The organism is Sphingomonas larreae, from assembly GCF_051400595.1.
Taxonomy (GTDB): domain Bacteria; phylum Pseudomonadota; class Alphaproteobacteria; order Sphingomonadales; family Sphingomonadaceae; genus Sphingomonas.
In genome coordinates this window covers 1-25,273 of record NZ_JBLFFI010000008.1, presented here as the reverse complement: position 1 = coordinate 25,273, position 25,273 = coordinate 1, and the positions used below count along the sequence as shown (strand labels likewise).

The following is a 25,273-nucleotide window of genomic DNA, read 5'->3' as shown; positions in this document are numbered from 1 at the left end:
GGCCAGACCTCGAGTCGGTGGCACGGCCGGAAAGGCTGGCTAACACCACACCTTAGCGACATTTGAGATCGAAATGTTGACTATTTGGCATAGCAATGTTTCATTACAGAAAGCGCCATCTGCAGTAATCGAGGCTTTCGGAAATTGTGCTATCCCGCTACTTAACGCACCTCCTCGCAGCCAACCAAGGAGCGGTTTGGCCCGGCGCAAACTATCCGCAAGCGTCCGTCGCGGTCGACGAGGGGACGGTGCTGGCCGAGGCTGAAGCGGCGGCGCGGCACGGCTTCAAGGTGATGATCGTCGATGACGGCTGGCAGACCGGCGACACCAACCGCGGCTACGCGCATGCCGGCGACTGGCGCCCCGAGCGGCTGCGGCGCATGCGAGTCGTCACCGACGCGCTGCACGCGCGCGGGATGAAGGGGGTGCTGTGGTTCTCGGTGCCGCTGGTCGGCGAGGAGGCCGCGGTGCTGCCGCGCTTCCGCGGCAAGATCCTGCGACGCTGGGCGGAGCAGCGCACCAACGGGCTCTGTCAAACCAGACGCACCGGCTCCCCGAGCGCCTGAAGGCTTGCGCATCGCTGGGTGCTTCAGCTACGATCCTAAGGCTGTCAGTACCGCGAACTCTCTCGAGTTGGTTTCGAGATTGCCTTTGTTTGCCTGCCATCGAGCAAGCGAACGGGGTAGAAGATCGCCAATGTCGGGCCAGGTGCGGTTGCTTTGACAACACCTCCAAAGCCGATGAGGGCGCGCATGTCGATGCGCGTGCCCAGAAGGTGCGCGCGCAGCTCGATCTGATTGCCGCGTCCTGGCAGCGGCAAAACGCGCGCTTCCGGCAGGCCTGCTGGCCGCGGTGACTGTATATTGATCACGGCTCATAGCTCCGTCGTCACGAGATAGAAGGCTATTGCTCGATCAAGGCGTTCGTTCGATCCACGTGTCGCCTGTCCGGCTCCATGCCCAAGCGATAACAAGCTGATCTAGCTTAGGTCGATTGTTTATGATCGTGGAGCGATGTCGTCGTGTGCGCGCTTACACAGGAGCGATCGCCAACGAAGCGGCGCATTTTCGTGTCCCGGCGTTCGCGCCGCCTGCTCGCGCCGGGTCATATCCTCAATCATGTCGTTACGCATGTCCGCGGATTACGCCTGACTTGCCGCGGCTGGAAAGGCGCCGATGCCCCAATACCAATTCGCCATCCACGATCGCTCCGCTGAGATCGGAAGCAAAATCGAGGAACTGCCTGGCCCAGGAGAAGCGAAGGTATTGGCGGTCGAAACCGCTGGTCAGGTGCTCAAGATCGTCGACGGCTCTTTTTGGGCAGACGGGCTTCTGAAGGTGGTGGTGACCGATCAAGCGGGCTCGCTGATCTGCGCTATCCTCATCAACGGTATCGACACGCCCGCGATCGGCACGTCGCAGCAGCAAGCGGACGGAGCGAAGAACACTGCCGACACCGGGTAGGGCGGAGTCATCAAAGCCTAGCACGACTGGTGGGAGACATCGATCGTCGGCCATCTTATTGATCGTTCCCGCTTAAGCGGGTCCCCTGATCGCTATCGCTCAGCGCGCAGGTATGTCATTCCAACCCGCGACGCCTCGTCAGATATTTAGGAGCAATGCCACCTTCCAGGGCGGAGCACCCACGGGCAGTGGCAACCGTCGATCCGCCGGTCACCGACATAATCGACGGTAGTCAGCGGACGTCAACTCCGCAGTGAGTAGATCAGTGACTAGACGTCGTTTGCCTAACGTAGGGCGTGTATATTTGGTGGCGAATGGCCGGAACCTGCATCTGGTGATCCGGTATAGGCAGAGCTATTCCATGAGGCTCTCCAATCGCCATGCATCCTCGTTATCACAGGAGAGCTCCCAATGAAGGTCTACCTACTCGTTCTTATGGTCAGCGGCGCGACCCCGAACCTCGACCTAAGCGTAAGTAAAGCGGTCACAGTCATTGATAACATCGCGAGCAAGGCCGACTGCGAAGGGCTGAAAGCGGCTGTTTTCGCCGCTGCAAGCGTTGAGGCCGGCCCGAAAATAGACGCCGCTTGCCTCAGTGTGGAAAAGGCCGCCCTTTGACGTCGAAGCAACAGAGGGATGGACATGCGTCGGTTTATCGGGCGCGGTGATCGGTCGGATTGACTTCGATGGCCCACTTTAGCATCCAACCCCCAGTAGAGCATCAGCGACACTGTGCCGAGCCAAAGAAGCGAGCGCTCATCGGCCCGCGTTTGCTACGCGTCCTCCCTAGAGAGCGGTGTTCGCAGCTTAGCGGGTCGGCCTCATGCCAGCTCTTCGCATCCCAGCCACGGGCTTGAGTCCCTAGTTGTAACCAAGCACAGAGGAACCAAGGGATCCACCGGCTCTCATAGCTTCGTTCCGGACCCGGCCAATTTCAAAGCCCTCCTGCCACGCTATGCGCTGCAAGGACTCGCTGTGCCCATGCGGGCACTCAGCGACCCAAGGCGGCGGGTTGGCTCCTGCGGTCTCGCCGGTCGCCCGTGCCAGTCTCAATTCGATTTCGCTTACCATGTCAGCTCCTTTTTGCGCCACGTCGACGCGGTGTGTACGCAAGCTCGATGCCGTGCGGCGCTCCTTCAGATACGTCGCGGCGATCATCGCCGTCTCTGGCTCGGCGCTAACCGCTGCAAGCTCTTCATCATCGGCGTGGGCACGCCTGCCCCACGACAACGCTTCCGGCGGATGTGCATTGTTTAGTGTAACCCGCAGCCCCGAGGTGCATCCCGCGAGCGCAGCCCGCTGTGGCTGACAAAGACACTGCCGCTTTACACTTCGCGGCCGTGGACCACGGCTCGCCGTGGCCCTTAGAAGAGCGGCCACAGGCACCCCCTTTGCACGTCCGACCGCCAGACAGGCCGCTCATCCCAGCCTCCTCACGAAGCTCGACCATCGACCTCAAGGGTGACGTTTGACCGGATAACAACCTTTTTTGACGCCTCTCTGGCCGCATCATGCGCGCCCCTATTGAGGGCACTTCTGGTCGCCTGTATCAGCTCGTCGATCAATGCATTCGCCTCTTCATATCGAGCCGCACAGATTGTGGTGAGCCGTCCCCGCGGTAGTTAAACAGCACCTTGTTAGGTTCGAAGGTGATGTCGTAAACGCTTGGATAGATCATTTTTAGCCCTTTCTATAGCGTATCGGATTGAAGGATTGGACGATGAAGGGGTGCGCAGAGCCACCAAAGGGTGTCTGGCGCAAAATGCCAAATGTTCCGCGTGATAGATCGTTGCATAATACGCTCCATAACATCGTCGCGGCCGTTCGCTTGCCATTGAGCAAGCTCGCCTGTGGCGCGATCCGCAAGAGTGCCGAGGCTGCGCCTCATCGCACAATTTCGCGCCTATCGTTTTTCAGCCAAAAACAATCGCACTGGTAATGACGCTCAGAACGCCTATGTGATCATTCATCAATTATCCTGCGAGTCGACAAGGCTGACCTCAAGCCAGCAAAAAATGATAGACCGCTTATGATAGGATTCGAGTACTAGGTAAAAGTCGATTAGATTAGGCCTGGCTATGATGAACTGGTATCATGTAGCTGGATGTGCGTTGATCGTCTTGACCATCGAGATCACCCTTTTTGGTGCGTTTACAGCGGCGTCGAAGCGGCGCGTTGTGGTGCTCTCGAAAGTAGGCTTGTCGCATCTAAAGGACTGAGGCACGGCCTTCGTAAACGGAAACGAGTGGACTGCCATATGAAATTGCCCCGAGGTGGCGGGCTCAACCCCTAGTCTGCTTCTTCACGGTTGAGACTGGACTGAAGCGCGTTCCAGCATCGGCGAAGTCGCAGTGCTGACGCCTTACGGCTTATCGGGAATTCCCGGCGGTGACGCTTCAAGGCAGGCGGGCGATTTATATTCCGGATCTCCCGGAGTTCGGGCCTTGAGCGGCCACGAGCACTAGTCGCCACGCCTGATTACCAGGATAATAGCCCGGCGTAATCTTAAAAACATATTGGAAGGTGAAATATAATGATCGAGCAAGTACCTTCGCAGACGCCCTCATTCGTGGAAAAAAAGGAATCCAGGAAAATTGGAGCTCTGGACATCGCTGGTCTTCTTGGAGTATCGCTGTTCTTTTGTTTGATCGTATATTTATGTGTCCCGTAGATTGATGTTCTACTTCGTTCCACTAGGTTAATTTGTGGTCTGTGAACCTCGCTGGCATGGTTCATTTGTGAGCAAGTTTGAAAAACCTGATCTCGGATCGGAGGCAACATGTCTCGGAAAAGCGCAACCTCGACCTATGCACCACCTGAGCCGCTTGTGACCTGGACTGATCAGGAGCTGCTTTTTCACCAAGCGATCGGAACGTGGGGATCGGGTGGTTGGCGAGCTGACACGCTATCGGCTGAGATCAAGCGACGCGGCCTAAACGGCTAAGATCGTTACCCCTTCCTAATCGGCCTGCCTTCCATGAAGACCTCTTCCGGCAGTGTGGCCTCTGTCAAAGCTAGTGCACCTGGCGCGCTCGCCGGGTTAGGGGAGTGGCATGCCTCGCCCGCGCAAGCCAGCCTCGCCGTTCCGCTACTTCAACTCCTCGCCGGAGGTGATCCGGCTGGTGGTGCTGATGTACGTGCGCTTCCCGCTGTCGCTTCGGAACGTGGAAGACCTGCTGTTCGAGCGCGGCATCGACATCTGCCATGGGACGGTAAGGCTGTGGTGGAACAGGTTCGGCCCACTCTTCGCGGGTGAGATGCGGCGCCAGCGGGTGAGCCGATGAAAAAGCGTCTCTTTAGATCTAATCAGCTCGGATCCCGCGTCGGAATAATATCTGGTTCGTAGCCGATCCGGGTGACAACGACCGTCACTTTCACATCGTCACCACTTCGAACACCTAACCCCTCGATCGACTCGCCACCATCCATCTTGACGTCGAGCGATCCCGCTAAGCTCACTTCTGTGAGCGCGGAAGCGATAACGGCCGTCACGTCCTTGATGTCGGCCATGCCAAATTCCTAATTTAGTCAAGCCGCTTGTTTGGCGGCCGCTTAGTTCTAGCGCATCCGGCGCAAGATTGCTCCGACATCATCAACAATTTCGATGTAAGCGCTCAGGGGCAAATCATCTTCGGTAGAGCGATGCCGAAGACGATGTGGCGCCTTGTATTCCGGAGTGTCATATCCATATAGCATGTACCTTGCGCTCTATCCGGGCTTCGCACGGCTGAGAGACCCTGCGCTCCCGCTCTGGTGGGAGACGACCGTGGATCTCAACTACATCCTCGCCCGTGAGCAGGTGTCCCTTTACAACGCCAGCATCGCCTCCAGTGGTCCGGCACGAATTGCACATGAAGGCCTAGCGGCGGCTTACGGTCGACTTCTTGCGGGCCAAGCCTTCCCGAACCGCAAGCTGATGATTGAACCTGACCACCTGCCGATTGTCGTTAGGATCGAGCCTATCTTGAGCGACCGCGCATCTGGTGAAGTTAAGTGAGTCGCGCCGTCAACGTCAACCTGACGGAAGCCGCCGTGCGAGAGCTGGCAGCCGATCAGCAGGCGCAAATAAGCTCTATAGAGGCGCTGCCGGATGGCGGAACGCGAGTGGTATTCACTCGAGCGGCCGCCGCAGACCAGATGCGGGGTGTCTTCTCAGGCGAACTTATACGAGGCGAGATCCCGCGAACCAGGTGGGCAAGTCATGGTCGGTGAAGCTGATGTCTCTCCTCATCGCCGGCGATGGACGCAGACAGACATCACAGCGCTGAGAGAGCTAGTGCGGCAGGGAGCATCGCTTCTTGACATAAGCGCTCGACTAAACCGGCAGTTAGCGGACGTGGAGCGCATGGCGGAACGCCTGCGGCTAGTTCGCATCCATTCGGACTCTCCTAGCCGAACACTGCGTTCTTGGGAGTGGGCTCAATCGTGAGGCGCCGATTGCATCTGCGGACAGGCAAGCGGGTGTCGAGCCGGCACCGACGCCACACGGCTGGCTCGCGGTTTGTCCGATTATTGCAGCGCCGCGCTGAGACTGATCAGCGAACCATTCGTTAGCGTATCATGCTTCGACGCCTGATATACATTAGCCAATCGCTGGTCGGGGTCGACCCTGAGCCCTTGGACGCTATCCTGACATCATCTGTCCGGTGGAACGCCGAATACGACGTAACAGGGGTGCTCTGGGCGCATCCGATCAGCTTCGCACAGGTGTTAGAGGGCACCCCGGACGACGTTGAGAAAACGATGGAGCGCATTCGGGGCGATCCTCGACATCGCGACCTTGAAGAGCTGTTTGATCGTGCCGTGCTGTCTCGCCAATATGGAGACTGGTCGATGCGACTGGCAGCGGATGATGCAGCAACCTCCCACGCGACAGCGTTCATGATCGGCTTTGCGATGGGACAGCGCAGCGCCTCTGCGAAGCGCTTGTACGATATTGTCTTAGAGAGTGGAGGACAGGGGGCGTAAGTCAAAGAACGTTCGCGCCTGAGCGGCAAGCGTAAGCCGATCGTCATCTGGCGGCGCGCGGCAACCCAGGCGTACAGCTTCCGTCGTGCACCTTTGGCACCATGTCGACGGCTCCCGCGGGCAGGCGACATTCTGACGGGCTATGTCGAGGTGCTCTCGCCCACGTCGCCTTAGGTAGGCTTGCGGATGAGGGGCTGGTTGCGCCCACATCCGCTCGCTCCCTTGCGTAAGGAATTAGGCGAAGTCGCCCAGAAACTTCCTCTCCGCGTCAGCCACACCAGAAGTCTCACCCTCGGAGCGACTGTCGCCCTCAAGGTCTTTAGCGGTAAGGTCTTCCTGCTTCTTGCCCAGGATGTCGTGATCTTCGCCATTCTCTCCTGGGCTGTTTGTGCCACCCTGCTTCGGATCGTCGTGCTCGGTCTGCTGCGTCATGTGGGTATCCTCGGCGCTGTCAAAGCTAATGCACCTGCGGCGCTCGCCGGGGTAGGAGAGAAGTATGCCTCGCCCGCGCAAGCCAGCCAGTCCGTTCCGCTACTTCAACTCGTCGCCCGAGGTGATCCGGTTGGTGGTGCTGATGTACGTGCGCTTCCCGCTGTCGCTGCGGAACGTGGAGGACCTGCTGTTCGAGCGTGGAATCGACATCTGCCACGAGACGGTGAGGCTGTGGTGGAACAGGTTCGGTCCGCTGTTCGCGGGCGAGGTGCGGCGCCAGCGGGTGAGCCGGATGCGCGGCTTCCGCCATTGGCGCTGGCACCTGGACGAAATGTACGTGAAGTTGAACGGCGAGATGGTCTACCTGTGGCGTGCAGTCGATCACGAAGGTGAGATCCTCGAGAGCTACGTCACCAAAACCCGCGACAAGGGGGCAGCGCTCGCCTTCATGAAGAAGGCGCTCAAGCGCCACGGCTCGCCTGAGGCGATCACCACCGATGGTCTGCGCTCCTACGGTGCTGCTCTGACCGAACTCGGCAGCCGCGAGAAGCAGAAGGTGGGGCGCTGGGCCAACAACCGAGTGGAGAACTCGCACCTGCCGTTCCGGCGACGAGAGCGGGCGATGCTGAGATTCCGGCAGATGCGAACCTTACAGAAGTTCGCCTCTGTTCACGCCAACGTCCACAACCACTTCAACCACGAACGTCACCTCGTCGATAGGCAAACCTAAAAGCAGCGCCGCTCCGCGGCGCTGGCTGAGTGGCAGGCGCTCGCCAGCTGATCCATCGCGAGCCGGGGGCGAGGTGCATCGTGTAGAGACGAGTTCGCATTAGACTGACAGCACCCGGCCGCGTCACCGCGGGCGATGGCACCCTCTAATCGGGTGTTGAGAGCCAGCACCTGCGCAACCGCCAACGGATGCTCTTGGGCGGCGACCGCGGTCGAAATGAGGGAGACGGCAAAGGCGAGCATGTGGCGCATGGCGGCGAACTCCGAAATGCTACACGGATCTAACATAAGGGAGCGCTCGTGTCCGCTTTCCTCCCCGATTTCAGACGTTCAAGGTGCATCCGGTCGGCGACTTGGGTGGATGGTCGAGATTGGGAGGGAAGCGGAAGCTTCGGATCCCTGTCGGCGCGATCGGCTGGGCCACGTTCCCGCTTAGGCTTCGTTTCAGGGGACGCTAGAACGTCCGATCGCCGGCGCATACGGTGCGCTCGCCCGCAGCGCGGCAAGATCGGCCTGTTTTCCGAAGAGGCCCCAATTTCGCTCCGCAATCTCGTGAATGACGACGTACACCGGGGCGACCGTTGTGCCGTCCGGCCGTCTATCAAGAATGGCGGTTGCGCCTTCAATGAGCCGGCGCTTGCCGGCAGCATCCAGTCCACCGGCCAGCACGTATATCTGGAGCGTCACGACGGGCAGCCGAGCGGGTTCGTCGCCCATGAACACGGCATCTGCCGCATAATCCGCGAAGTAGGTCCATACGGTGCTACGCACCATTGGCGAGGGCGGTAGTGCTTCGCAGGCTAGGCCCAACGCTGTCAGGTCGCCAGCGACACGCTGGCGATCGGCTGCATCGAACGTGCCGGCAGGCGAGTGGATGATGAGCTTCGGCATGGTAGCGCCTTTGACCAGGGGAGCGGGTGCCGCATCGCGACACCCGCATGAGGCGTCAGATCGTCTGGCCGCCCGACACCTCGATGCGCTGGCCGTTGACCCAGCGGTTGTCGGGACCGAGCAGGCTCGCGACCATCGGCCCGATATCGTCGGGCAGGCCGACGCGGCCGAGCGCGGTCATGCCTGCGAAAGCGGTGTTGTAGTCGGGAATGTCGCGGACCGCACCGCCCAGAAAGTCGGTTTCGATCGCGCCGGGGGCGATTGTGTTGGCGGTGATGCCACGCGCGCCCAACTCCTTTGCCATGTAGACGGTCAGCACCTCGATCGCGCCCTTGGCGGCCGAATAGGCTGAGAATCCGGGGAACGACACGCGGGTCAGTCCCGATGAGAAGTTCACGATCCGCCCGCCATCGGCCAGCACGGGAAGCAGTGCTTGCGTCAGGAAGAACACGCCCTTCACATGGACGCTGAACAGCTTGTCGAACTGCTCCTCTGTGGTAGCGGCGAACTCCGCCATTTCGCCGTGGCCGGCATTGTTGACAAGGTGGTCGATCGTGTCGCGCCCGAAGGTGCCGGTCAGTGCTCTGCGCAGCGTCTTCACGAAGGACGGAAAGGTCGAGACGTTGCCGGTGTCGAGCTGCAACGCGGCCGCCTTGCGGCCTAGCGCCTCGATCTCGGCAACGACGGCATCGACGTTGTCCTTGCCGCTATGATAGGTAAGGATCACGTCGCCGCCGTGGCGGGCGATGCTGATTGCGGTGTTGCGGCCAAGGCCACGGCTGCCGCCGGTCACGAGGGAGATGGTGGTCATGCAAGCCTCCGGTTGGTGTTGCCAACCTTATGCATCCGACCGCCACGCCGTTGTTGCGCGATCAGCCCGAAAACTTGCCTGATTGTCCTGACTCGTTGCCGAATCCAATCGCGTGCCGTACCCAGGCGCCCATGACAGGTCTCCTTCTCGACTATGCACGGCGCTATGCCGACGCCCACGTTGACCGTGCTGGCGTCGCGGCGACCCCGGTGGACGGGCTGGTCATCCTGCGCGAAATGGCGCCGACTTTGCTGCAATACGCCGTGTCAAAGCCCTTGGTGGCGCTGGTGCTGCAAGGGAGCAAGCGTGTGACGATGGGCAGCGCCACCTTCGACTTCGGCGGGGGCCAATCCCTGCTTATCACCACCGATGTGCCTACCGTGAGCCAGATCACGACGGCGAGCCGTGCCTTGCCTTATTATTCTCTCGTTCTCGAGCTCGATCCCGCCATCATCGCGGACTTGGTAGGCGAGATCGGCGCGGCGCCGTTCGAGGCGAACGAGCCGGTCAGGGTCGATCTCACTGAGGCCGAGGTCGCGGACGCGGCCTTGCGACTGCTGCGCCTGCTCGATCGCCCCGCCACGCTGACGGTGTTGGGACCGCAGCTCAAGCGCGAGCTGCACTACTGGTTGCTCAGCGGTCGGCATGGCGGCGCGATCCGGGCGTTGGGAGTAATCGACAGCCACGCACAGCGTATCGCGCGCGCTGTCGCCATCCTCCGCACGCACTATGCCGAAGCGGTGAAGGTCGAGGCACTGGCCGAGGCGGCAGGGATGAGCCTGTCCGCCTTCCACGTTCATTTCCGCAGCATCACGTCCCTGTCTCCGTTACAGTTCCAGAAGCAGCTGCGGCTCATCGAGGCTCGGCGCCGAATGCTCTCACTGGGCGAGGCGGTCAGCGATGCCGCCTACGGCGTGGGATACGAGAGCGTTCCGCAGTTCACGCGTGAATATGGCCGCATGTTTGGCCTCCCCCCCGGCCGCGATGTTCGACAGGCGCGGACTCAGATGAGCACTGCTGCGTAAGTGGTTCGATCCTGCCAAATCGTGGTCAGACGAGTTCCGGAAGGCGGTTGGCTTTCCCGTTTCTCGATCGTTATCGGGAAGCCGGCGGGGTCAGCCAACGTCGGCTATGCGCGCTCACTCGCCCGAACGCGGACCGTCCGCAAACTTCCCAGGTAAGGCCAGCCGAACAGCTGCGCAGAACGCCTGGAAGGCTTGAGCACCAGCATGAACGAATGGCTGAAATTGAACGGCCGGCAGGTGACCCTGAATGACCGGTGTTGGGTCGGAGCTAACGCCAGGTACAATGAACGGCCATCTTACTTGATGCTTGTAAGCACCGACTGCCAGTATACGAGTTCGCGGCCAAAGGCGCGAAGCGGGATCCGCTCGTCCGTGCCGTGCGCGCGGCTGTCCTCGGGCAGCACCAAGCCTAGGCTGCCCGCGCCCCACGTGGGGATGCCGGCGCGGCGATACTCTCTACCCTCCGTGCCGCCGGACGACATCATCGGATTCAGCGTCGCACCAGGGTAAGTGGCAGACAGCCCAGCCTGCAGCAGCGCTGTGACGTCCGCCTGCGGCTCTGACACGGGGCTTTCGACGGCCTCGCCGACGAGGGTCACATTCGTCTCCGGTCCAGCCGCGGCAGCCAACTCGCCGCGAACACGCTCGACACCGATCCCCGGTAGGATGCGGCAATTCACGGTTGCACTCGCATTCTGCGCCAGCGCATTAGGTGCATTACCCGCATCAAGCATCGTGGCGACGCAGGTCGTCCACAGAATGTTCGAAATATCGGGATAGCGTCGTACGATCGCTAACGACTTTGGATCGTCCGGCGAGGTTGTCAGTCGCGTCAGAGCTTCCCCCAGCGCGCCCCCGCGCTCTGCCGCAAGCCGCGTCACCATTCCGAACGTCACGCTGTTGAGCTGGACGGGGAAGCGGAGCGCCTCAACGCGCGTCAGCGCACGGGCAAGCTGATAGATTGCGTTGTCATCGCGCGGCACCGAACTGTGTCCCCCGCGGTTCTTCACCGAGAGATTGAAGGTGGCGTTGGTCTTTTCCGCAGACTGCATGCCGAAGGCGATCGGGCGCCCGTCCGCCGTCACCGACCCGCCGCCCGCGTCCGAGTTGAGCGCATAGGCTGCGCGCGCCACCCAAGGATGCGCGATAACCGCGCGGGTCGATAGCATCCCGGTCTCCTCGTCGCCCGAGAAAGCGAGCAGGAGATCGCGGTGCGGGCGCCACCCCGCCCGCCGTAACCGTGCGAACGTCTCCACCAGCACCGCGACGCCGAATTTATTGTCCTGCGTTCCGCGGCCGTAAAGATAACCGTCCTTCTCCACCGGGCGATACGGATCGGTCGCCCAATTGGCTGCGACCGCATCCACCACGTCCATGTGCGCCAAGAGAGCCACGGGTTGGAGCGACGCGTCGCGTCCCGCGTAGCGGACGATCAAACCCATCGTCTGTTCGCCGTCTATCGTCACCGGACGACGCACGATTTCGTCGGCCATGAAGCCCGCCTCGGTCAGACGGGTCGCGATCAGATCCACCAGCTCGGGAACGCGGCCGCGCCCCTTCGCCGTGGGGATCGCCACGAGCCGCTTCAACAGGTCGACAGCGGCGGTGCGATCCGCTTCGGTCGGCGCGGGCGGTGGTACGGTGGCTGCGGCGGCGGGGGACGCCAGGAGGCACAGGGTGAGGGCGATCCGCAGCATCTTCAGCTCCATGCTAGGTTAATCGGCGTGGAAGGCTCGCTCCCGCCCGCACTGGATCGTCAGAAGCGCAACGAGGCGCTGGTGAACAGATAGCGGCCGGCGGCGTCGTAGAATTGCGGATAGGTGTTGCCGTTGCCGCCATCCTCGATCGCCGCGGTGGTGGTCAGCGGCGGCTGCTTGTCGAACAGGTTGTTCATGCCGAGCGTGAAGCGGATGTTCTCCTTCGCATCGAAGGTGAAGGCGAGGTCGAAGTAGCTGCGGCTGTTGAGGCGTTCGTTGAGCGCCGCATAGCTGCCGGCGAGCGCGGGCTGGTCGCTGGTCTGCGCGATTTTGACCGCGGAGATGTAGCGCCACGTCAGGTTCACCCCGACGCCGCCGGGCGAGCTCCAGGTCCCCAGCATGCGATGGCGCCACTCGGGCCGCGGCCGCCCGCACAGGCCGCCGTACAGACCCTTGCAGTCATAGACGTCCGAGGCCGGCGAGCCGGGCAGGGGCACGGTCTCATATTCCGCCAGATAGGTGCCGGCGAGATTGAGCGCGAAGGTGCCGAGCCGATCGGTCGGCACGCGATAGTCCAGCGCGACGTCGATCCCGCTCGTGCTGAGCGAGCCGGTATTGACGTTGAAGCGGCGGAAATAGCCCGTGTCGTTGAGGAACAGGGTGCCGCCGGCGCCGCGGTTGATGAGCCCGCAGAAGAAGGGATCCCCCAACGACAGGCAGTTGGTCATCGCCAGATTGGGGTTCACGCTGCCGACCAGGTTCTTCACCCGGATGTCGAAATAGTCCACCGACAGCGATAGGCGTGGCACGAACGCGGGCTCCAGCACAATGCCCGCGGACCAGGTGTCGGCCTTCTCCGGGTCGAGATCGGGGTTGCCGCCGATCAGCGAGTTGAACTGACCGGCCGGGTTGTCGATGATCCGCCCGTATTGCGCCGCGGTCACGCCGGTGCGCGCGCATTGCTCCGCGGTGGCGAAGGGCGTCTCGCCGGCACAAGGATCGTAGAGGCCGTTGGCGAGCTCGGTCAGTTCGACCTCGAACAGCGACTGCGAGGAGAAGAGCTCGACGACATTGGGCGCGCGCACCGCGCGCTGGTAGCTGCCGCGGAACCGCGCCGACCGGATCGGGGCCCAGTTCAGCCCCAGCTTGTAGGTGTGGGTCTTGAAGCCGGTGTCATAGTCGGAATAGCGGTAGGCGCCCTCGAACGACAGCAGGTGGAAGAACGGCCGCGACTCGATGAAGGGCACGTTGAGCTCGCCGAAGACCTCCTTCGCGGTGGTCGAGCCGCGTACCGGGAACTCGGGCGACACTGAGTTCTGATAGACCTCGTCGGGCAGCAGCTCGAGCGTGTTCTTGCGGTATTCGAGCCCGAAGGCGACGCCGATCCCGCTCTCCGCCCAGGGCAGGATCACACCATATTTGCCCAGGTCGCCGTTGAGCGAGGCGACGATGTTGGTCAGCCCGGTGTCGCCCACGATCCCCTTGGACTCGGAAATGTAGTTCACCGCCGCGGCGCTGGCGGGCTGGCCGCTGAAATAATCGAGCGGCGCGCAATTGGGATCGTCGTTGCCCGACACCGCGTCGGCGTTGATGGCGCACACCGCCTGGCCGGCGGTGGCGGAGCCGGTGCGTCGGTCGATCACCGCGTTCAATGCGTTGGCGACGCGCTGAACGTTGGCGTCGCCAGTGAAGCGGCTGCGATATTCGACGCGCGCGTAGCTGGCATAGACGTCGTAGCTGAACGCGGGGTCGAGCTGGCCGCGCAGCCCGCCGACGAGGCGGAAGGTGGAGTGCCGGATATCGTCCTGGCGGTTGCCTCCCTCGACATTGCGTCGGCTGAGCAGGATGCCCGGCGCGATCGCCCCCGACCCGACATAAGCGCCGGCCGCGTCGTAATTGCCCGCGGTCGACAGGCCGGCCGCGCCGCAGACGAACTGGCGCTGTTGCGCGCTCAGGAAGGCGTTGTCGCAGTTGAGCCCGCCGCCGCTGCCGAGCACGCCGCCCGATACCGTTCCCGGCGCGATCTGCGCGGTCGATCGGTCGTTCATGTAGCTGAGCTCGAAATAAGGGATGAGCCGCTCGCTCAGCTCGATATGGCCGATCGCACCGAGCGTGTAGCGCTCGTCGGGGCGCTGGTAGTAATTGGACGGTGCGAAATTATAGGTGCGGCGGCCGGAGACGAACTGGCCGTTGTCGACGCGGAACTGCGTCGGCACGTTGGCGACCGCCGCCGTATTGGCGATATTGGCGGGATCGTTGAAGCCCGAGCCGCTGCACGAATAGGTGTCGCCGCCGGTTCCCGTCGTGCCCAGAGCGCAGGCGCTGTAATCGTAATCGGCCTGCAGGATCGGGCGGATCTTGCGATAGGTGGCGTAAGCGGTGATGTTGCCGCGCCCATCGGCCATGTTAGTGCCGAGCACCGCGGAATAATCCTGCGTGAAACCGTTCCAGACCGAGGTGTCGGGCTTGGGATAGGCGCCCGGCACCAGCCGGTCGTTCGCGTCCAGCAGGTCGCGGAAGCCGCGGTTGCCGTTGCTGTGCTGATAGATGCTGAGCCCGGCGTTGAGCTTCACGCCCTCGAAATTGTCGATCAGGTTGAAGTTGACCACGCCCGCGATCGCGTCCGAGCCATAGACCGCGGAGGCGCCGCCGGTCAGCACCTCGACGTTGCGCACCAGCGCGGCGGGCACCTGGTTGAGATCGGACGGGACCGACTTGGGGCTGCCGTAGGGAAGCCGCTTGCCGTTTACCAGCACGAGCGTCCGCACCGGCGTGAGGCCGCGCAGGTCGACCTGCGCGGTGCCGGTCGCTTCGTTGGAATTGGCCGAACCCTGCGCGGCGAACACCTGGGGCAGCTGGTTCACCAGGTCCTCGCTGCGGGTCGCGCCGCGCGTGACGAACTCCTCGCCGGTCACCTGGATCACCGGGCTGATGCTGGTGGCATTGGCCGAGCGGATGCGCGATCCGGTGACGACGATGGTGGCGCCCTCCGCCTCTGCGGCGGCCTGGGCGGGGTCGGCGGCGGGAGGGGCGACCGAGGCGGTCGCCGGCGCGTCCTGCGCCGCGGCGGGAAGCGCGACCGCGCCCCAGATGATGGTGGTGGCCAGCAGGGCCGAGCGATGCCTGATGTTCACGTCCCTTGTCTCCCTCTTGGGCGCGCATCGTCGCGAGCGACGGGCACGCGTCTGTCCGCGCCGCGCCGCCCCGCGCGGACGGGCGCCTGTTCCTCCGGTGGTCGCGGCCGTTGTCGGCCGTCGTCAGTGGGTGTTCAGTATCGCCAGCTGGTGAGGTCGGCGCCCTTGGGGGCGCTAGCCTCGATCCGCTTCAGGATCTTGGGCAAGTAGAAGCTATTGTAGCGCAATCGGCCGATCGCGTTGGACGTGGCATGGTCGCCGTTCCAGCAATGTTCGCGACGATCGCCATAATCCACCTCGCCGCCATAGGCCGGCTTCGTCGTCTTGAGGAAATCCTCCATCAGGTAGACGGCATTGTTGAGGTAGAAATTGTCCATGTCGCCGACATAGATGTGGATCTTGCCCTGAAGCTTCGGGGCCAGCGTCTTCCAGTCGCGTTGAAGGATGTAGCGCAAGTCGTAATGCTCGCGCCAGTAAGCGGCGACCTCCTTGTCGATGACGCCGGTGCGCTTGTCCCAGATGCGCTTCGGATAGCCGTCGGCACCCTGCGGCGAGTAGACGGCTTCCCAGATGTCCCATTGACCGCCCGAACGCGACTTGTCACCGAGCACGAGCTCGAGCCGGTTCTCCTGCTCGATGGTGTAAGGGACATGGCCGAGCCAGTCGCGCTTGCCCGGATGCTCGACGCTGCCGAACGGCCCTTCGTAGCGATAGGCGTTGGCGTCGCGGTAGATGTCCACCGTCATGGTCTGGCGGAAGTCGATCGGGTCCGGGCAGGCGGCGAAGGCGCCGTTATACTGGTCAGGGTATTTGACCTGCACGCCCAGCGCCTCCCACCCGCCGGTCGACCCGCCGTAGAGGAACCGCGCCCAGCCCGCGCCGAGGCCGCGATAGCGGCGCTCCAGCTCGGGAATGAAGTCATAGGTGATGGCGTCGCCATACGGCCCGAGATTGGCCGAGTTCACCGCATAGCTGTCGTCGTAATAGGGGTTGGAATGGTCGATCTCGACGACGAGGTAGCGCGGGAACTTGTCCGACACCCATTTCCTGTAGAAGTCGTAGGCCTCCTGCTGTTCCTCGCGATTGTAGCAGGGAAGGCCGAAGCGCTCGCTCGGCTCGCACTTGAGGTTCGGATCGGGCGGCGTGGTGCGGAAGCCGCCGAAATCGTCCGGGAAATGCCCGTGGAAGATCATCAATGGGTAATGCGCTTCGGGATGCCGGTCGAAATCGCGCGGGACCAGCACGTGGCCGCGGATGTAGATGTCGCGACCCCAGAATTTGGACAAGCGCTCGCTGCGCACCTTGAAGTGGCGGACGAACTCGGTGTCCTTCGGCTCGGCGATCGGCGGGTTCACGCGGTCCAGCTCGAGCGCGATGGTCGCGCTCCCGGCGGGATCAAAGTCGATCTCGCGCGGGGTGCCGACGAGATTGCCCGGCTCCAGCCGCCAGTTCTGACCTGCCCCGCGCGGGGCGGGAAGCTTGACGGTGCGGCCGTTGGCCAGCTTGTACGTGTCGTAGCGGTGCAGCACCGGCTGCGCCCAGTAGCGCCCCTTGGGGACCTGCGCGGTGCTGAGCGCGGGGAAGCCGAGCACGTCGGCGCCGACGGTGGCGGACTGGCCGCGCCGCAACCCGTCGACGGTGACGCCGAACACCTGCGCGCCAACATAATCGGGGCGGACCTGAAAGCGCGGCTCGGTCTGCTTGTCCTTCGTCAGGATCACCAGCACGCGGCCGTCGACCTGGTCGGCCGTGGCGCTCGCCGGCAAGGTGACGCGAAAATCATCCGCCAACGCCGGCGCGGTCGTCGCCAGCAACATCGCCCATCCCGCCGCCCACCGCTTCGCCATCCGCCGTCCCCCTCTTCAAGCCTGCCCGCGTCCCCCGGTCACTCCGATGGGATCAGCGTGATCTCGGTCTGTCGCCCGTCGATGAAGCGCACCCGCCGCCCGTCGTAGAAGGCGTTCTCCTCCGCGCGGAACTGCACCTCCTGTCCGCCCCACTCGGGGACCGGGGCATAGGCCGCGAGTTCGATCGACCAGGCGGTGTCGGCGTGGATCGGATATTCACCGCGCTCGTCGCCGCTCTGCTTGTCCCAGAAACCGATCGCCGTGCCGGCGGCATGGCCGTGATAGCCGAGGGGATGCGTGTAGATGCTCGGCTTCAGCCCGGCGGCGATTGCCTTGGCGCGGGCCGCGGCCAGTACCTGGTTGCCGCTCTTGCCGACCTCGAAGGAGGAGAGCAGCGCGTCCTGCACCCCGTTGGCCGCCTTCAGCCCCGCGGCCAGACCCGCGGGTACCGCGGTCTCGCCGGGCTTGAGAACATAGGCGAGATGCTGCGTGTCGGTGTTGAGACGGAGATAGGTGATGCCGAAGTCGGTCCACAGCAGGTCGCCCGGCCGGATCACGGTGTCGCCCTCCAGCATGGTGGGCGAGCCCTGCCGGATGATGCCGACCGAGGGCTGGAACCAGGTGGCGAGCCCGAGATCGGAGACACGCTGACGATACCACCACACGACGTCGTCGCTCGTCGTCCGCCCCGGCGTGATCGCCTTGCGCGAGAAGGCCTCGCCGATGATCCCGTGCGCGAGCCGCAGGATGCCGGGGTAGATCCGCGTCTCCGCGGGGATGCGCGTCTCCAGCCAGCCGATCGCCAGCCGGTCGCCGGGCACGATCCGCTCGCGCAGGTCGGGGCGGAGCGCCGCCTTCATCTCGTCATATTGGCTCAGCGTCATCCCGTCGGCGAAGGCGGAGACGGCCGAGGTGTTGATCGCGATCTTGCGCGGGTCGCGCGCGGCGATCAGCTCGGCCACGGCCTTCCATTGGTCGGGCTGCTTGTCGGGGTCCCAGGCCGGGCTGAACAGGCCGCCGAGGCCGTAGCGGCTCACCGTCAGCCGCTCGATCGGCTTGCCCGCTCCGGGATCGAAGAAGATCAGGATGGTGCGGCGGCGCGCGTGCAGGCTTTCCGAGTTGAGCATGGTGGCGACCACCGGCTCCTCGAAATATTCGCGCGCCATCAGCACCCACATGTCGATGCCCTGCTGCCGCATCAGCCGCGGGACGATCGTGTCCAGCCGCTCGGCGAGGATCGCGTTCTGCAGCTTGGCCCGATCGCGGATCGACAGCACGGGGGGCAGCGCCGGCGCGCGCTGCTCGGTCTCGCTCATCGGCAGGATCGGCACCGCCACCGGCGCCTGCGCCATCCGCTGCCCCATCTGCGCGCGCGACGGCCCCTGCGCGGCGGCGTCGCTCGCCGGCCCCGGCATGCCCAGCAGCAGCACTGCCGCGCACCCCAGAAGCGCGGATCGCCTGCCCGGTCCCATCGTCTACCCCCTGATCTCTGCCCTGTTGCGTGAAAGTGAACGCAATTCTATGCACGTGTCAACCCGCCAATTCGGCGCCGTGCCCGCCGTGCCGATTGTCGGCGCGAGGCGGAGCGGCCATGGGGGCACGCGGCGTGATCGCGACCGGTCGGCCGGGTCGGCGGTCGGGCGGACAGGTCGCAGAGAGAGGATGCGCAGTGACCAGGAACCGGATGTTCGATCCGACCAGCGAGGCGTTTCGCCTGGCCACGTCGCCTTTCTATCTGATCGCCCACGCCGATTACATGTATCACCGCAACATGGACGCGGTGCTGTCCGCGCATGGCGCGAACAAGGCGATGTACCGGATCATGACGGTGCTGCGCGATCACCAGCCGTGCCGGATGACGGACCTGGCTGACATGGCGCTGATCAAGCGGCCGACGGTGAGCCGCATCGTCGAACGGATGGGGGAATTGGGCCTCGTCGACACCGCGCAGAGCGAGGAGGACAGCCGCGCCACCGACGTGCGCATGTCGGCCGCGGGCCGCGCGCTGCTCGACACGCTGACGCCGCTGGTCGCGCCGCTGTTCGTGGAAGCCACGAGGGGGCTCAGTCACGACGAGCTGCAGCGCTTCGTCGCGACGCTGCAGATCATCGGCAGCAATCTGGCGCACCCGCGCGACAAGGACTCGCCGCCCGGTTGACAGCGGCCACCTTCGCGCTCGATACGTTCATTTGAACGCGATACGGGCATTCGGGGGCGCTGGGGGCGGCATGACGGAGCGATCGGACACGGGCCCGTGACCCGCGGGCGTGATCGCGCGCCGCCTTGGGGCGGCGCCGACACCGCGTCCTTCTGGCAGGCGGAGGCCGCCGACGTCGTGGCGCATCCGCCGCTGCGCGGGGTGGTCGAGGCGGAGTTCGCGATCGTGGGCGCGGGCATCGCGGGCCTGTCGCTCGCGCTCCAGCTCGCGCTGGCAGGTCGCGAGGTGGTGGTGGTCGAGGAGAGCGTGCCAGGGGCGGGGGCGCTGGGCGCCTCCGCGGGCATCGTCGCGCCCCAGCTGGTCCGCACCACGCCGGCGCGGGTTCTCGCGCGGCTCGGCCGCGAGGTCGGCGGCGGCTGGCTTCGACTGATCGGCGAGAGCGGCGGCCACCTGTTCGACCTGATCCGCGAGCATGCGATCGCCTGCGACGCGCGGCCGCAGGGGTTCGTGGCGCCCGCGCGCGGAGAAGACGCGCCGCGCCGGTTGGCAATGGTGGTCGAGCAATGGCGTCCCTTCCGCCGCGATGTCACCGTGCTGGACGCGGCGGCGGTCGCCGCGCTGACGGGCACCGCCGGCTATACCGCCGCGGTGCTGGACGCTAGCGGGGGCGGAGTGGATCCGGTGCGGCTGGCACAGGGGCTCGCGGAGCGGCTGGTCGCGGCAGGCGGGCGCCTGTTCCATCATAGCCCGGCGACCGCGCTGAACCGCGAACCGCAGGGCTGGCGCCTGCTCACCGCGGGCGGGACGGTGCGGGCGGCCGGCGTCGTGCTGTGCGCCAATGGCGGCAACCACCGCCTTCATCCGATGTTGCACGAGACGGTTTTGCCGATGCGCATCCATGAACTCGTCACGCGGCCGCTGTCGAGCGCGATGCGCGCCGCGGTGCTCCCGCACGGGCAGGCGCTGACCGATCTAGAGCGCGATATCTTCTCAATCCGCTGGATCGCGGGGGATCGGCTGCTGACCTATTATCCCGTGTCGGCGCACGCGACCGCTGACGCTGTCGAGATCGCGGTGAACGATCGGCTGCGCGCGATGCTGCGCTATCATGAGCCGGTCAGGATCGCACACCTGTGGCAGGGCGTGGCGTGGATGAACAGCAGTCTTCTGCCAAGAGTGGTGCGGCTCGACGACCGTCTGCTTGCGGTGCAGGCATGCAATGGCCGCGGCATCGCCACCAACGCAATCGTCGGTCGCGAAGTGGCGCGGATGCTCTTGGCACCGCAGACCTACCGGCCACAGATCGCGCTGGACGTACCGCGTGCAATCCGCGGTTTCGCGCTTGCCCGGCACCTACCAAACGTGCTGTTGCATGGTGCTCGGGCCGTGGCGCGATGGACGCGACGATGAGCCGTCGATCCAGCCGGGGGGCGGGGGCGAATGGTCGAGAATGCGATACTGCCGGTGGTGCTGGCTCTGGCGATGCTGGTGGCCGGCCTCGACATGGATCTGCGCCGGCTGCCCAACAGACACGTCGCGGGGCGCACGCTGATCGCGGGTCTGATAGCGTCGGCGGTCCTGCTGCCGACGGCCGGGCTGGTGATCGCCGCCTGCTTCCGCGATCAACCAGCTTTTGCATTCGGGCTGGCGTTGCTCGCTGTGTCACCAGCGGGCCTCCTAGCGGGGCCGATGACGAGCGCGGCCGGGGGCGCGGCTGGGGCCGCGGTAGCACTGACCACATCCTCCAGCCTGCTCTATCTCGCGGTGGCGCCTCGTCTTATTCCTGCTTTGGCGACCTGGCTTGATGTATCCGTAGGGGTTGTCGACGTGCCTGGCCGCGACATTCTAACCAGTGTTTCCAGCATCTGCGTCTTGCCGCTCGTTCTCGGCGCCGCCCTCCAACGGATTGCGCCGAGGCATGCCCGCTCGGCAAAGCGGATTATCACTCCGCTTGTCCGGCCACTACTAGCCTGTGTGTTGACGTACATTCTGCTCGACAATTTTGACGCACTCTGGCGCTGCTCGGTGAGCCTGTTAGGCGCCACGCTCCTCCTCAATGTGATAGCTGTATTGATCGCGGGCGGGATGGCCGCTGTCGCAGCATGCCGTCACGTCGATCGGCTCGCCATCGAGAGTTCTTGTCTTATTCGGCAGGAAGGTACGGGCATCTTCGTTGCTGCCGTCATTTTTGATGAGACTGCGGCGGCACTGCCATTGATTGTAAACAGCATTACCGCACTTTTTGTCGCGTATCTGCTGCGATCCCATCGGCGCGCCAGTCACCTAACGTACACTAATCAAGCGGTGGTTTAGCTTGACAGGGTCCTTACCAGAAATTGGGGCGGCGTGCTCCGGCTGTATGAATGACCGCTCTCGGGGAGCCATTATGCTAGCTTGAACGACGGGTTTTTGGGTCCTCGGCACGAGAGGGAGGGGCTGCAAGCGCCCATAAATAGACGCTTAGCCGTTCGCAGAGGGAACCGAAAACCGACGATCGTTCATGATCAGCAAGCCGATCCCCGCAACTTGAGGGGGTAGCTCAAAACTGCCATTGTACGGCATGTTCCGAGCTACTGCGACTCGCGCCCTTGCTTCGGCTTCAATCTGCCTTTTAGCGACCGCCTGCGAGTGGACGTGGATGGAACAAACAGTCCGATTCCAAGATGGTCTGGTACTGACCTTTCAGCATCGCTCAAGTGGCACATTCCGCACCGTCGCTAGGAATGAGAAGGGTAGCTTTACTTCCGACTTTAATACTGGCCGAGATGCCCGGCATGTCAGCCTATACCGTTCGCCAAGTGGAGGAATCATTGTGGCTGATTATGGCGAGACTCCGCTGGTTATTACATTTGATGAGTCGGGTTCTCCCCTGATGGCCGGAGTCGAAATTCTGAGGAAGGAATTCGAGATTGCGGGCCAGTGGCGATATATTGGCTCGGTGCACCGCAATACCGAAAATCATTTGGTGTTCTATCCAAACGATACAGAGTGCCAAATCTTTGACGATGGACCGCTCGGACGAGTGGCTCGATCCCCTCCTCCATGTTCTGGATTATACTCTTGAGCCTGGTGCCGACTATGTAGGCATGCGTCGCCATTGCCAGCTGGCGCTTAGGGAATACCGGTCCAGCGCCGAGCGCTGGGATGAACAGAAAGCAGCTCACGCCCCGTTGCGGCAATGAACGTGCCCGTCCGCTTTCCTGCCAATCAGGCCAGCCGGATAGCTGCGCAGATTGCCCAGAAGGCTCGGGCGGCGAGATGAACAAGCGTCCGGAGTCGGGTGGCCGACAGGCGGCCCTGAATGACCGCAATTGGGTCTCGGCGCAGTGGGGAAGGGGCGAGAACGCCCAATAATCAGGAAGGCCGTTGCCCTCAACTTCGGACGTTCGGACGCCAATGCAGGTGGGCCGAGCTGTAAACGAGTTGAATCGAGGCGGAAAATCCCTGCGTTACGATGGCTTCCTTCCGCTGGGGTATCGCTTCCGTTAGGAACCGCTGTACCCGTTGTACCCGTTGTACCCGCTGTACCGGCTGTAACCACTGTACCCGCTATACGGCGCCTTCGACTGCGGCGACGCCTGCCGGCCCTCTTCATGTTCCCGACAGCCTTAACGCCGCGCCGACACGATGCCCGCCGACCGCAAGCAGCGAGGTAGTCGTCTGCGGAGGCGGAAGGGCAGGTTCTGAGCGGCGCTGCGCGCCGGGTCGCTGAGGCGTAGCCGAGGCTGGTTCATGGGTCGTGTCCGGGGTTGGCCGCAGATGCTGCGAGGTGGCTTCCAGAGAGCGACAGTGGCCGGTATAACAACGCCGTTCAGAAGCCGATGAGCCTGACCGAAAGGCAACACTATGGCGAAGTCACTGGACGCTGAAATGGCCGCGATCGAAGCTGACGAGCGGAAGATCGCCGAGCGCCGTCAGGCGCATGCGGCGAGGCTCCGCGAGGCGGCTGTCGGGACGGTCGAAAGGGCAGGGCTGCTTAAGCTCCCGCTCGATCGACTTGAGGGGCTGATGAAGGCGGTGAAGACGCTGGGCGTCGACGAGGTGGAGAAGCGGCTCACGGCGACAGCCTGAGCCGGTTCGAGACCGATGGTCACGGCGATGGCCGCACGGGGCTGCTACCCTGTGCGGCCATTCTCTTTTCAGTGAGGATCCAGGCGCAGCCGGCTTGAGATTCGCAGGCAAAAAAAGGGACGCGCCAGCCATCAGGCTGGGCGTCCCTGTGGGTTGCTCTGAGTGCCGAGCGGGGCCGTTAGGCCCATGCGAGATGGTACTCGCCGTCGATGGGTTTCAGGGCCGCCATGGTGGTCAGCGCTTCGACGTAGCGGGTCATGTGCGGATCGTCGTCCAGCCTTCACCGGATGCCCCGGGTCCATGAGCCGGTCGCGCAGCTCCGACATGGGCACGGCACCGCAGCTTTCCTCGTCCAGTCCGAGGCTGGCGAGGATTGCATAGGCATTGCCGTTGGCGACCTCCAGCTCGAGCGCGGCGTCGGGGTTGAGGCCGAGGCCGAGCTTGATGTCGCCGCCCGGTTCAGCCTGCCAGATGCGCGCGCGACGGCCGAGGAATTGTGCCTCGTCGACGACGGTCATGACGGCGGGATCCCAGTCGAAACAGCGCGCGATCGACGCAAGCGCAAGCGGACAGACGCGGACCTCGATCTCGAACGTCCTGGAGGCCGGATCGCCGTGGGTCGGAACCACCATGGCGACGCCGCTGCGCACGACATGGCGGCCGAGCAGATCGCGCAACGCGCCGAGCTGGTCAGGGGTGATAATAGCAGGGGAGGACGACAGAATGTTGTGGCCGTCGTCGACGCGGAACGTGATGGTCATCTCGACCTCCTTCGTTGAACCCGCGTCTCCCCTTCTCCCTCTTCTCCGGCGAGGTTGTACCGCCCGGCGACCGGGGTGGTTCGGCTGCTTCCATCCCCGGCGAAGAAGGCTCTCTAGAGGGGGCGTCAGCAGCGCCAGGGCGGGCTCGATGCCCGCACTGGCGCTTCCCCGGCCGAGGCGTAGCGAGGGCGGCCGAAGGGGCCGTACGATGCGAGCGAGCCGGGGCGGGGGCAGGGTGCAGGGGGCATTGTGCAACAGAAAAGGGCCGCCCGGTTGCCCGAGCGGCCCTTGGTTTCCGTGGCGGTCAGCGGGGCCTTACGGCCCCGCGTCGTTACTTTACCAGCTGCACGTAGCTGGCGATACCGACCAGTGCGGTGCCCTGCAGGATCAGGAACCACTTGAGGTCGTCGATCGAGGTCTGCATGCCCTTGAGGCCTGCCTCCAGCTTCGCTTCCATAGAACCGAACCGCGCATCCATAGTGGTGCGCATCGCTGCGACCTCGGCTTGCAGTGGCTTGATGGCGTACCCGACGTTCATGTCGATGTGTTCCTCGACAGCGGCGACTGCGCGCGCAGCCACATCCTCGACGACATTAGCCGAAATCAGGGCCTGAAACAACGTGACCTGCATGTCTGTTCCTCCTTCGTCTCTGTGACGGTGCTCACGCGTCGGTCGGGGCGGCGAGGGTCAAGGACCGCGTAGCGGCCGCGTCAGCGGCGGTGGGGGTCACGATTTTGCGTAGCAAAATGGCGGGGCCCCGCCGTCCTTGAGGCTCGCCGTGCCGGCCGACAGACTGGGACGACTTGAAAGAGAGTTTACCCCCGCGGCAGCAGCGCCGGGGCGGGCTCGATGCCCGCACCGGCGCTTCCCCGGCCGATGCGTAGCAAGGGTAGGCCGAAGGGCCGGACCGAAGCGAGCGAGCGGGGTGGCGCGCCGGGTTGTTCACGGCCGACCCGAAACCCCTTTCAGCGGGGATGCGGACGCCAAGCGGCCGGGCGCGTGCTTGGAATCGCGCCGCCGAAAGGCCGGGCCGCCACCCCTCGATCGGCCGTGAACAAACCGCCTCTACTGCCGGGACGCTACGCGCAGGTTAGCCGGCGTGGTTAAGCTCGCCAGCCGCCGCCAGAAACCTGCGTCAGCGCCTTACCGGAAGGGGGAAGGTGATCGAGCGCGCGGCGACCAGGTGCGGCCCGCCGGGGCCGCGCCAAGGCGTCGCGCGCGCGGTCACGCCCGAGGATCGCCTCTGGTACCGGCGCCAGTTCGCGGTTCCGGCCGACTGGCAGGG

22 protein-coding genes and 1 pseudogene are annotated in these 25,273 nt (G+C 64.0%); 12 read left to right on the top strand and 11 right to left on the bottom strand.

Annotation, left to right across the window (positions count from 1 at the left end):
• Nucleotides 1-248: 248 nt before the first annotated feature.
• A complete protein-coding gene (locus ACMGDM_RS18820) occupies nt 249-566 on the top strand; it encodes an alpha-amylase family protein (protein WP_436805665.1) in 318 nt (105 codons plus the stop codon).
• 44 nt (nt 567-610) lie between these two features.
• Here ACMGDM_RS18820 and ACMGDM_RS18815 read toward each other — a convergent pair whose 3' ends face one another.
• A complete protein-coding gene (locus ACMGDM_RS18815) occupies nt 611-871 on the bottom strand; it encodes a hypothetical protein (protein ID WP_436805664.1) in 261 nt (86 codons plus the stop codon).
• A gap of 304 nt (nt 872-1,175) precedes the next feature.
• On the opposite strand from ACMGDM_RS18815, the gene ACMGDM_RS18810 reads away from it, so the two are divergent.
• The 3 genes and pseudogenes from ACMGDM_RS18810 to ACMGDM_RS18800 form a co-directional block, all read left to right on the top strand.
• Complete coding sequence (locus ACMGDM_RS18810; protein WP_436805663.1) at nt 1,176-1,463, top strand: hypothetical protein; 288 nt, start codon at nt 1,176-1,178, stop codon at nt 1,461-1,463.
• A gap of 411 nt (nt 1,464-1,874) precedes the next feature.
• A complete protein-coding gene (locus ACMGDM_RS18805) occupies nt 1,875-2,081 on the top strand; it encodes a hypothetical protein (protein ID WP_436805662.1) in 207 nt (68 codons plus the stop codon).
• Between the two features lie 2,435 nt (nt 2,082-4,516).
• Nucleotides 4,517-4,744: pseudogene (locus tag ACMGDM_RS18800) on the top strand (IS6 family transposase); the annotation flags it as partial.
• A 25-nt stretch (nt 4,745-4,769) separates the two neighbouring features.
• Here ACMGDM_RS18800 and ACMGDM_RS18795 read toward each other — a convergent pair.
• On the bottom strand, nt 4,770-4,973 hold the full coding sequence (locus ACMGDM_RS18795) for a hypothetical protein (RefSeq protein ID WP_436805661.1): 204 nt from the start codon (nt 4,971-4,973) through the stop codon (nt 4,770-4,772).
• Between the two features lie 184 nt (nt 4,974-5,157).
• On the opposite strand from ACMGDM_RS18795, the gene ACMGDM_RS18790 reads away from it, so the two are divergent.
• Together ACMGDM_RS18790 and ACMGDM_RS18785 are read left to right on the top strand one after the other, a co-directional pair.
• Nucleotides 5,158-5,460: a hypothetical protein gene (locus ACMGDM_RS18790; protein ID WP_436805660.1), complete on the top strand. Its 303-nt coding sequence runs from the start codon at nt 5,158-5,160 to the stop codon at nt 5,458-5,460.
• Nucleotides 5,461-6,023: 563 nt separating this feature from the next.
• On the top strand, nt 6,024-6,431 hold the full coding sequence (locus ACMGDM_RS18785; RefSeq protein WP_436805659.1) for a BLUF domain-containing protein: 408 nt from the start codon (nt 6,024-6,026) through the stop codon (nt 6,429-6,431).
• 234 nt (nt 6,432-6,665) lie between these two features.
• On the opposite strand, the gene ACMGDM_RS18780 is transcribed toward ACMGDM_RS18785, so the two are convergent.
• A complete protein-coding gene (locus tag ACMGDM_RS18780) occupies nt 6,666-6,863 on the bottom strand; it encodes a hypothetical protein (RefSeq protein ID WP_436805658.1) in 198 nt (65 codons plus the stop codon).
• Nucleotides 6,864-6,927: 64 nt separating this feature from the next.
• Here ACMGDM_RS18780 and ACMGDM_RS18775 point away from each other — a divergent pair, with 64 nt between their 5' ends.
• Nucleotides 6,928-7,593 (top strand): IS6 family transposase, encoded by a 666-nt coding sequence (locus tag ACMGDM_RS18775; protein WP_436805657.1) that lies wholly within the window; start codon nt 6,928-6,930, stop codon nt 7,591-7,593.
• Between the two features lie 443 nt (nt 7,594-8,036).
• On the opposite strand, the gene ACMGDM_RS18770 is transcribed toward ACMGDM_RS18775, so the two are convergent.
• Together ACMGDM_RS18770 and ACMGDM_RS18765 are read right to left on the bottom strand one after the other, a co-directional pair.
• Nucleotides 8,037-8,483 carry a tautomerase family protein gene (locus tag ACMGDM_RS18770; protein WP_436805656.1) on the bottom strand — a complete coding sequence of 149 codons (447 nt, stop codon included), beginning with the start codon at nt 8,481-8,483 and terminating at the stop codon, nt 8,037-8,039.
• Between the two features lie 55 nt (nt 8,484-8,538).
• A complete protein-coding gene (locus ACMGDM_RS18765; RefSeq protein ID WP_436805655.1) occupies nt 8,539-9,294 on the bottom strand; it encodes an SDR family oxidoreductase in 756 nt (251 codons plus the stop codon).
• Nucleotides 9,295-9,425: 131 nt separating this feature from the next.
• Between ACMGDM_RS18765 and ACMGDM_RS18760 the strand changes: the two genes are divergently transcribed.
• Nucleotides 9,426-10,319, top strand: coding sequence for an AraC family transcriptional regulator (locus ACMGDM_RS18760; RefSeq protein ID WP_436805654.1), 894 nt, complete (start codon nt 9,426-9,428; stop codon nt 10,317-10,319).
• 296 nt (nt 10,320-10,615) lie between these two features.
• Here ACMGDM_RS18760 and ACMGDM_RS18755 read toward each other — a convergent pair whose 3' ends face one another.
• From ACMGDM_RS18755 to ACMGDM_RS18740, 4 genes are all read right to left on the bottom strand, one after another.
• On the bottom strand, nt 10,616-12,016 hold the full coding sequence (locus ACMGDM_RS18755; protein ID WP_436805653.1) for a M20/M25/M40 family metallo-hydrolase: 1,401 nt from the start codon (nt 12,014-12,016) through the stop codon (nt 10,616-10,618).
• 59 nt (nt 12,017-12,075) lie between these two features.
• Entirely contained in the window at nt 12,076-15,150 is a 3,075-nt protein-coding gene (locus tag ACMGDM_RS18750) for a TonB-dependent receptor domain-containing protein (RefSeq protein WP_436805652.1), read from the bottom strand.
• 134 nt (nt 15,151-15,284) lie between these two features.
• Nucleotides 15,285-16,997 carry an alpha/beta hydrolase gene (locus ACMGDM_RS18745; RefSeq protein ID WP_436805651.1) on the bottom strand — a complete coding sequence of 571 codons (1,713 nt, stop codon included), beginning with the start codon at nt 16,995-16,997 and terminating at the stop codon, nt 15,285-15,287.
• 38 nt (nt 16,998-17,035) lie between these two features.
• The gene (locus ACMGDM_RS18740; protein WP_436805650.1) at nt 17,036-18,427 is read right to left on the bottom strand and encodes a M24 family metallopeptidase; all 1,392 of its coding nucleotides are present in this window, start codon (nt 18,425-18,427) and stop codon (nt 17,036-17,038) included.
• 341 nt (nt 18,428-18,768) lie between these two features.
• Between ACMGDM_RS18740 and ACMGDM_RS18735 the strand changes: the two genes are divergently transcribed.
• From ACMGDM_RS18735 to ACMGDM_RS18720, 4 genes are all read left to right on the top strand, one after another.
• Entirely contained in the window at nt 18,769-19,155 is a 387-nt protein-coding gene (locus ACMGDM_RS18735; RefSeq protein ID WP_436805649.1) for a MarR family winged helix-turn-helix transcriptional regulator, read from the top strand.
• Nucleotides 19,156-19,251: 96 nt separating this feature from the next.
• Nucleotides 19,252-20,565 (top strand): NAD(P)/FAD-dependent oxidoreductase, encoded by a 1,314-nt coding sequence (locus ACMGDM_RS18730; RefSeq protein WP_436805648.1) that lies wholly within the window; start codon nt 19,252-19,254, stop codon nt 20,563-20,565.
• 30 nt (nt 20,566-20,595) lie between these two features.
• A complete protein-coding gene (locus ACMGDM_RS18725) occupies nt 20,596-21,468 on the top strand; it encodes a bile acid:sodium symporter family protein (protein ID WP_436805647.1) in 873 nt (290 codons plus the stop codon).
• Nucleotides 21,469-23,025: 1,557 nt separating this feature from the next.
• Nucleotides 23,026-23,226: a hypothetical protein gene (locus ACMGDM_RS18720; RefSeq protein ID WP_436805646.1), complete on the top strand. Its 201-nt coding sequence runs from the start codon at nt 23,026-23,028 to the stop codon at nt 23,224-23,226.
• 131 nt (nt 23,227-23,357) lie between these two features.
• Here ACMGDM_RS18720 and ACMGDM_RS18715 read toward each other — a convergent pair whose 3' ends face one another.
• The gene (locus ACMGDM_RS18715) at nt 23,358-23,987 is read right to left on the bottom strand and encodes a hypothetical protein (protein WP_436805645.1); all 630 of its coding nucleotides are present in this window, start codon (nt 23,985-23,987) and stop codon (nt 23,358-23,360) included.
• Nucleotides 23,988-24,318: 331 nt separating this feature from the next.
• Nucleotides 24,319-24,618 carry a hypothetical protein gene (locus ACMGDM_RS18710; protein ID WP_436805644.1) on the bottom strand — a complete coding sequence of 100 codons (300 nt, stop codon included), beginning with the start codon at nt 24,616-24,618 and terminating at the stop codon, nt 24,319-24,321.
• Nucleotides 24,619-25,273 lie beyond the last annotated feature (655 nt).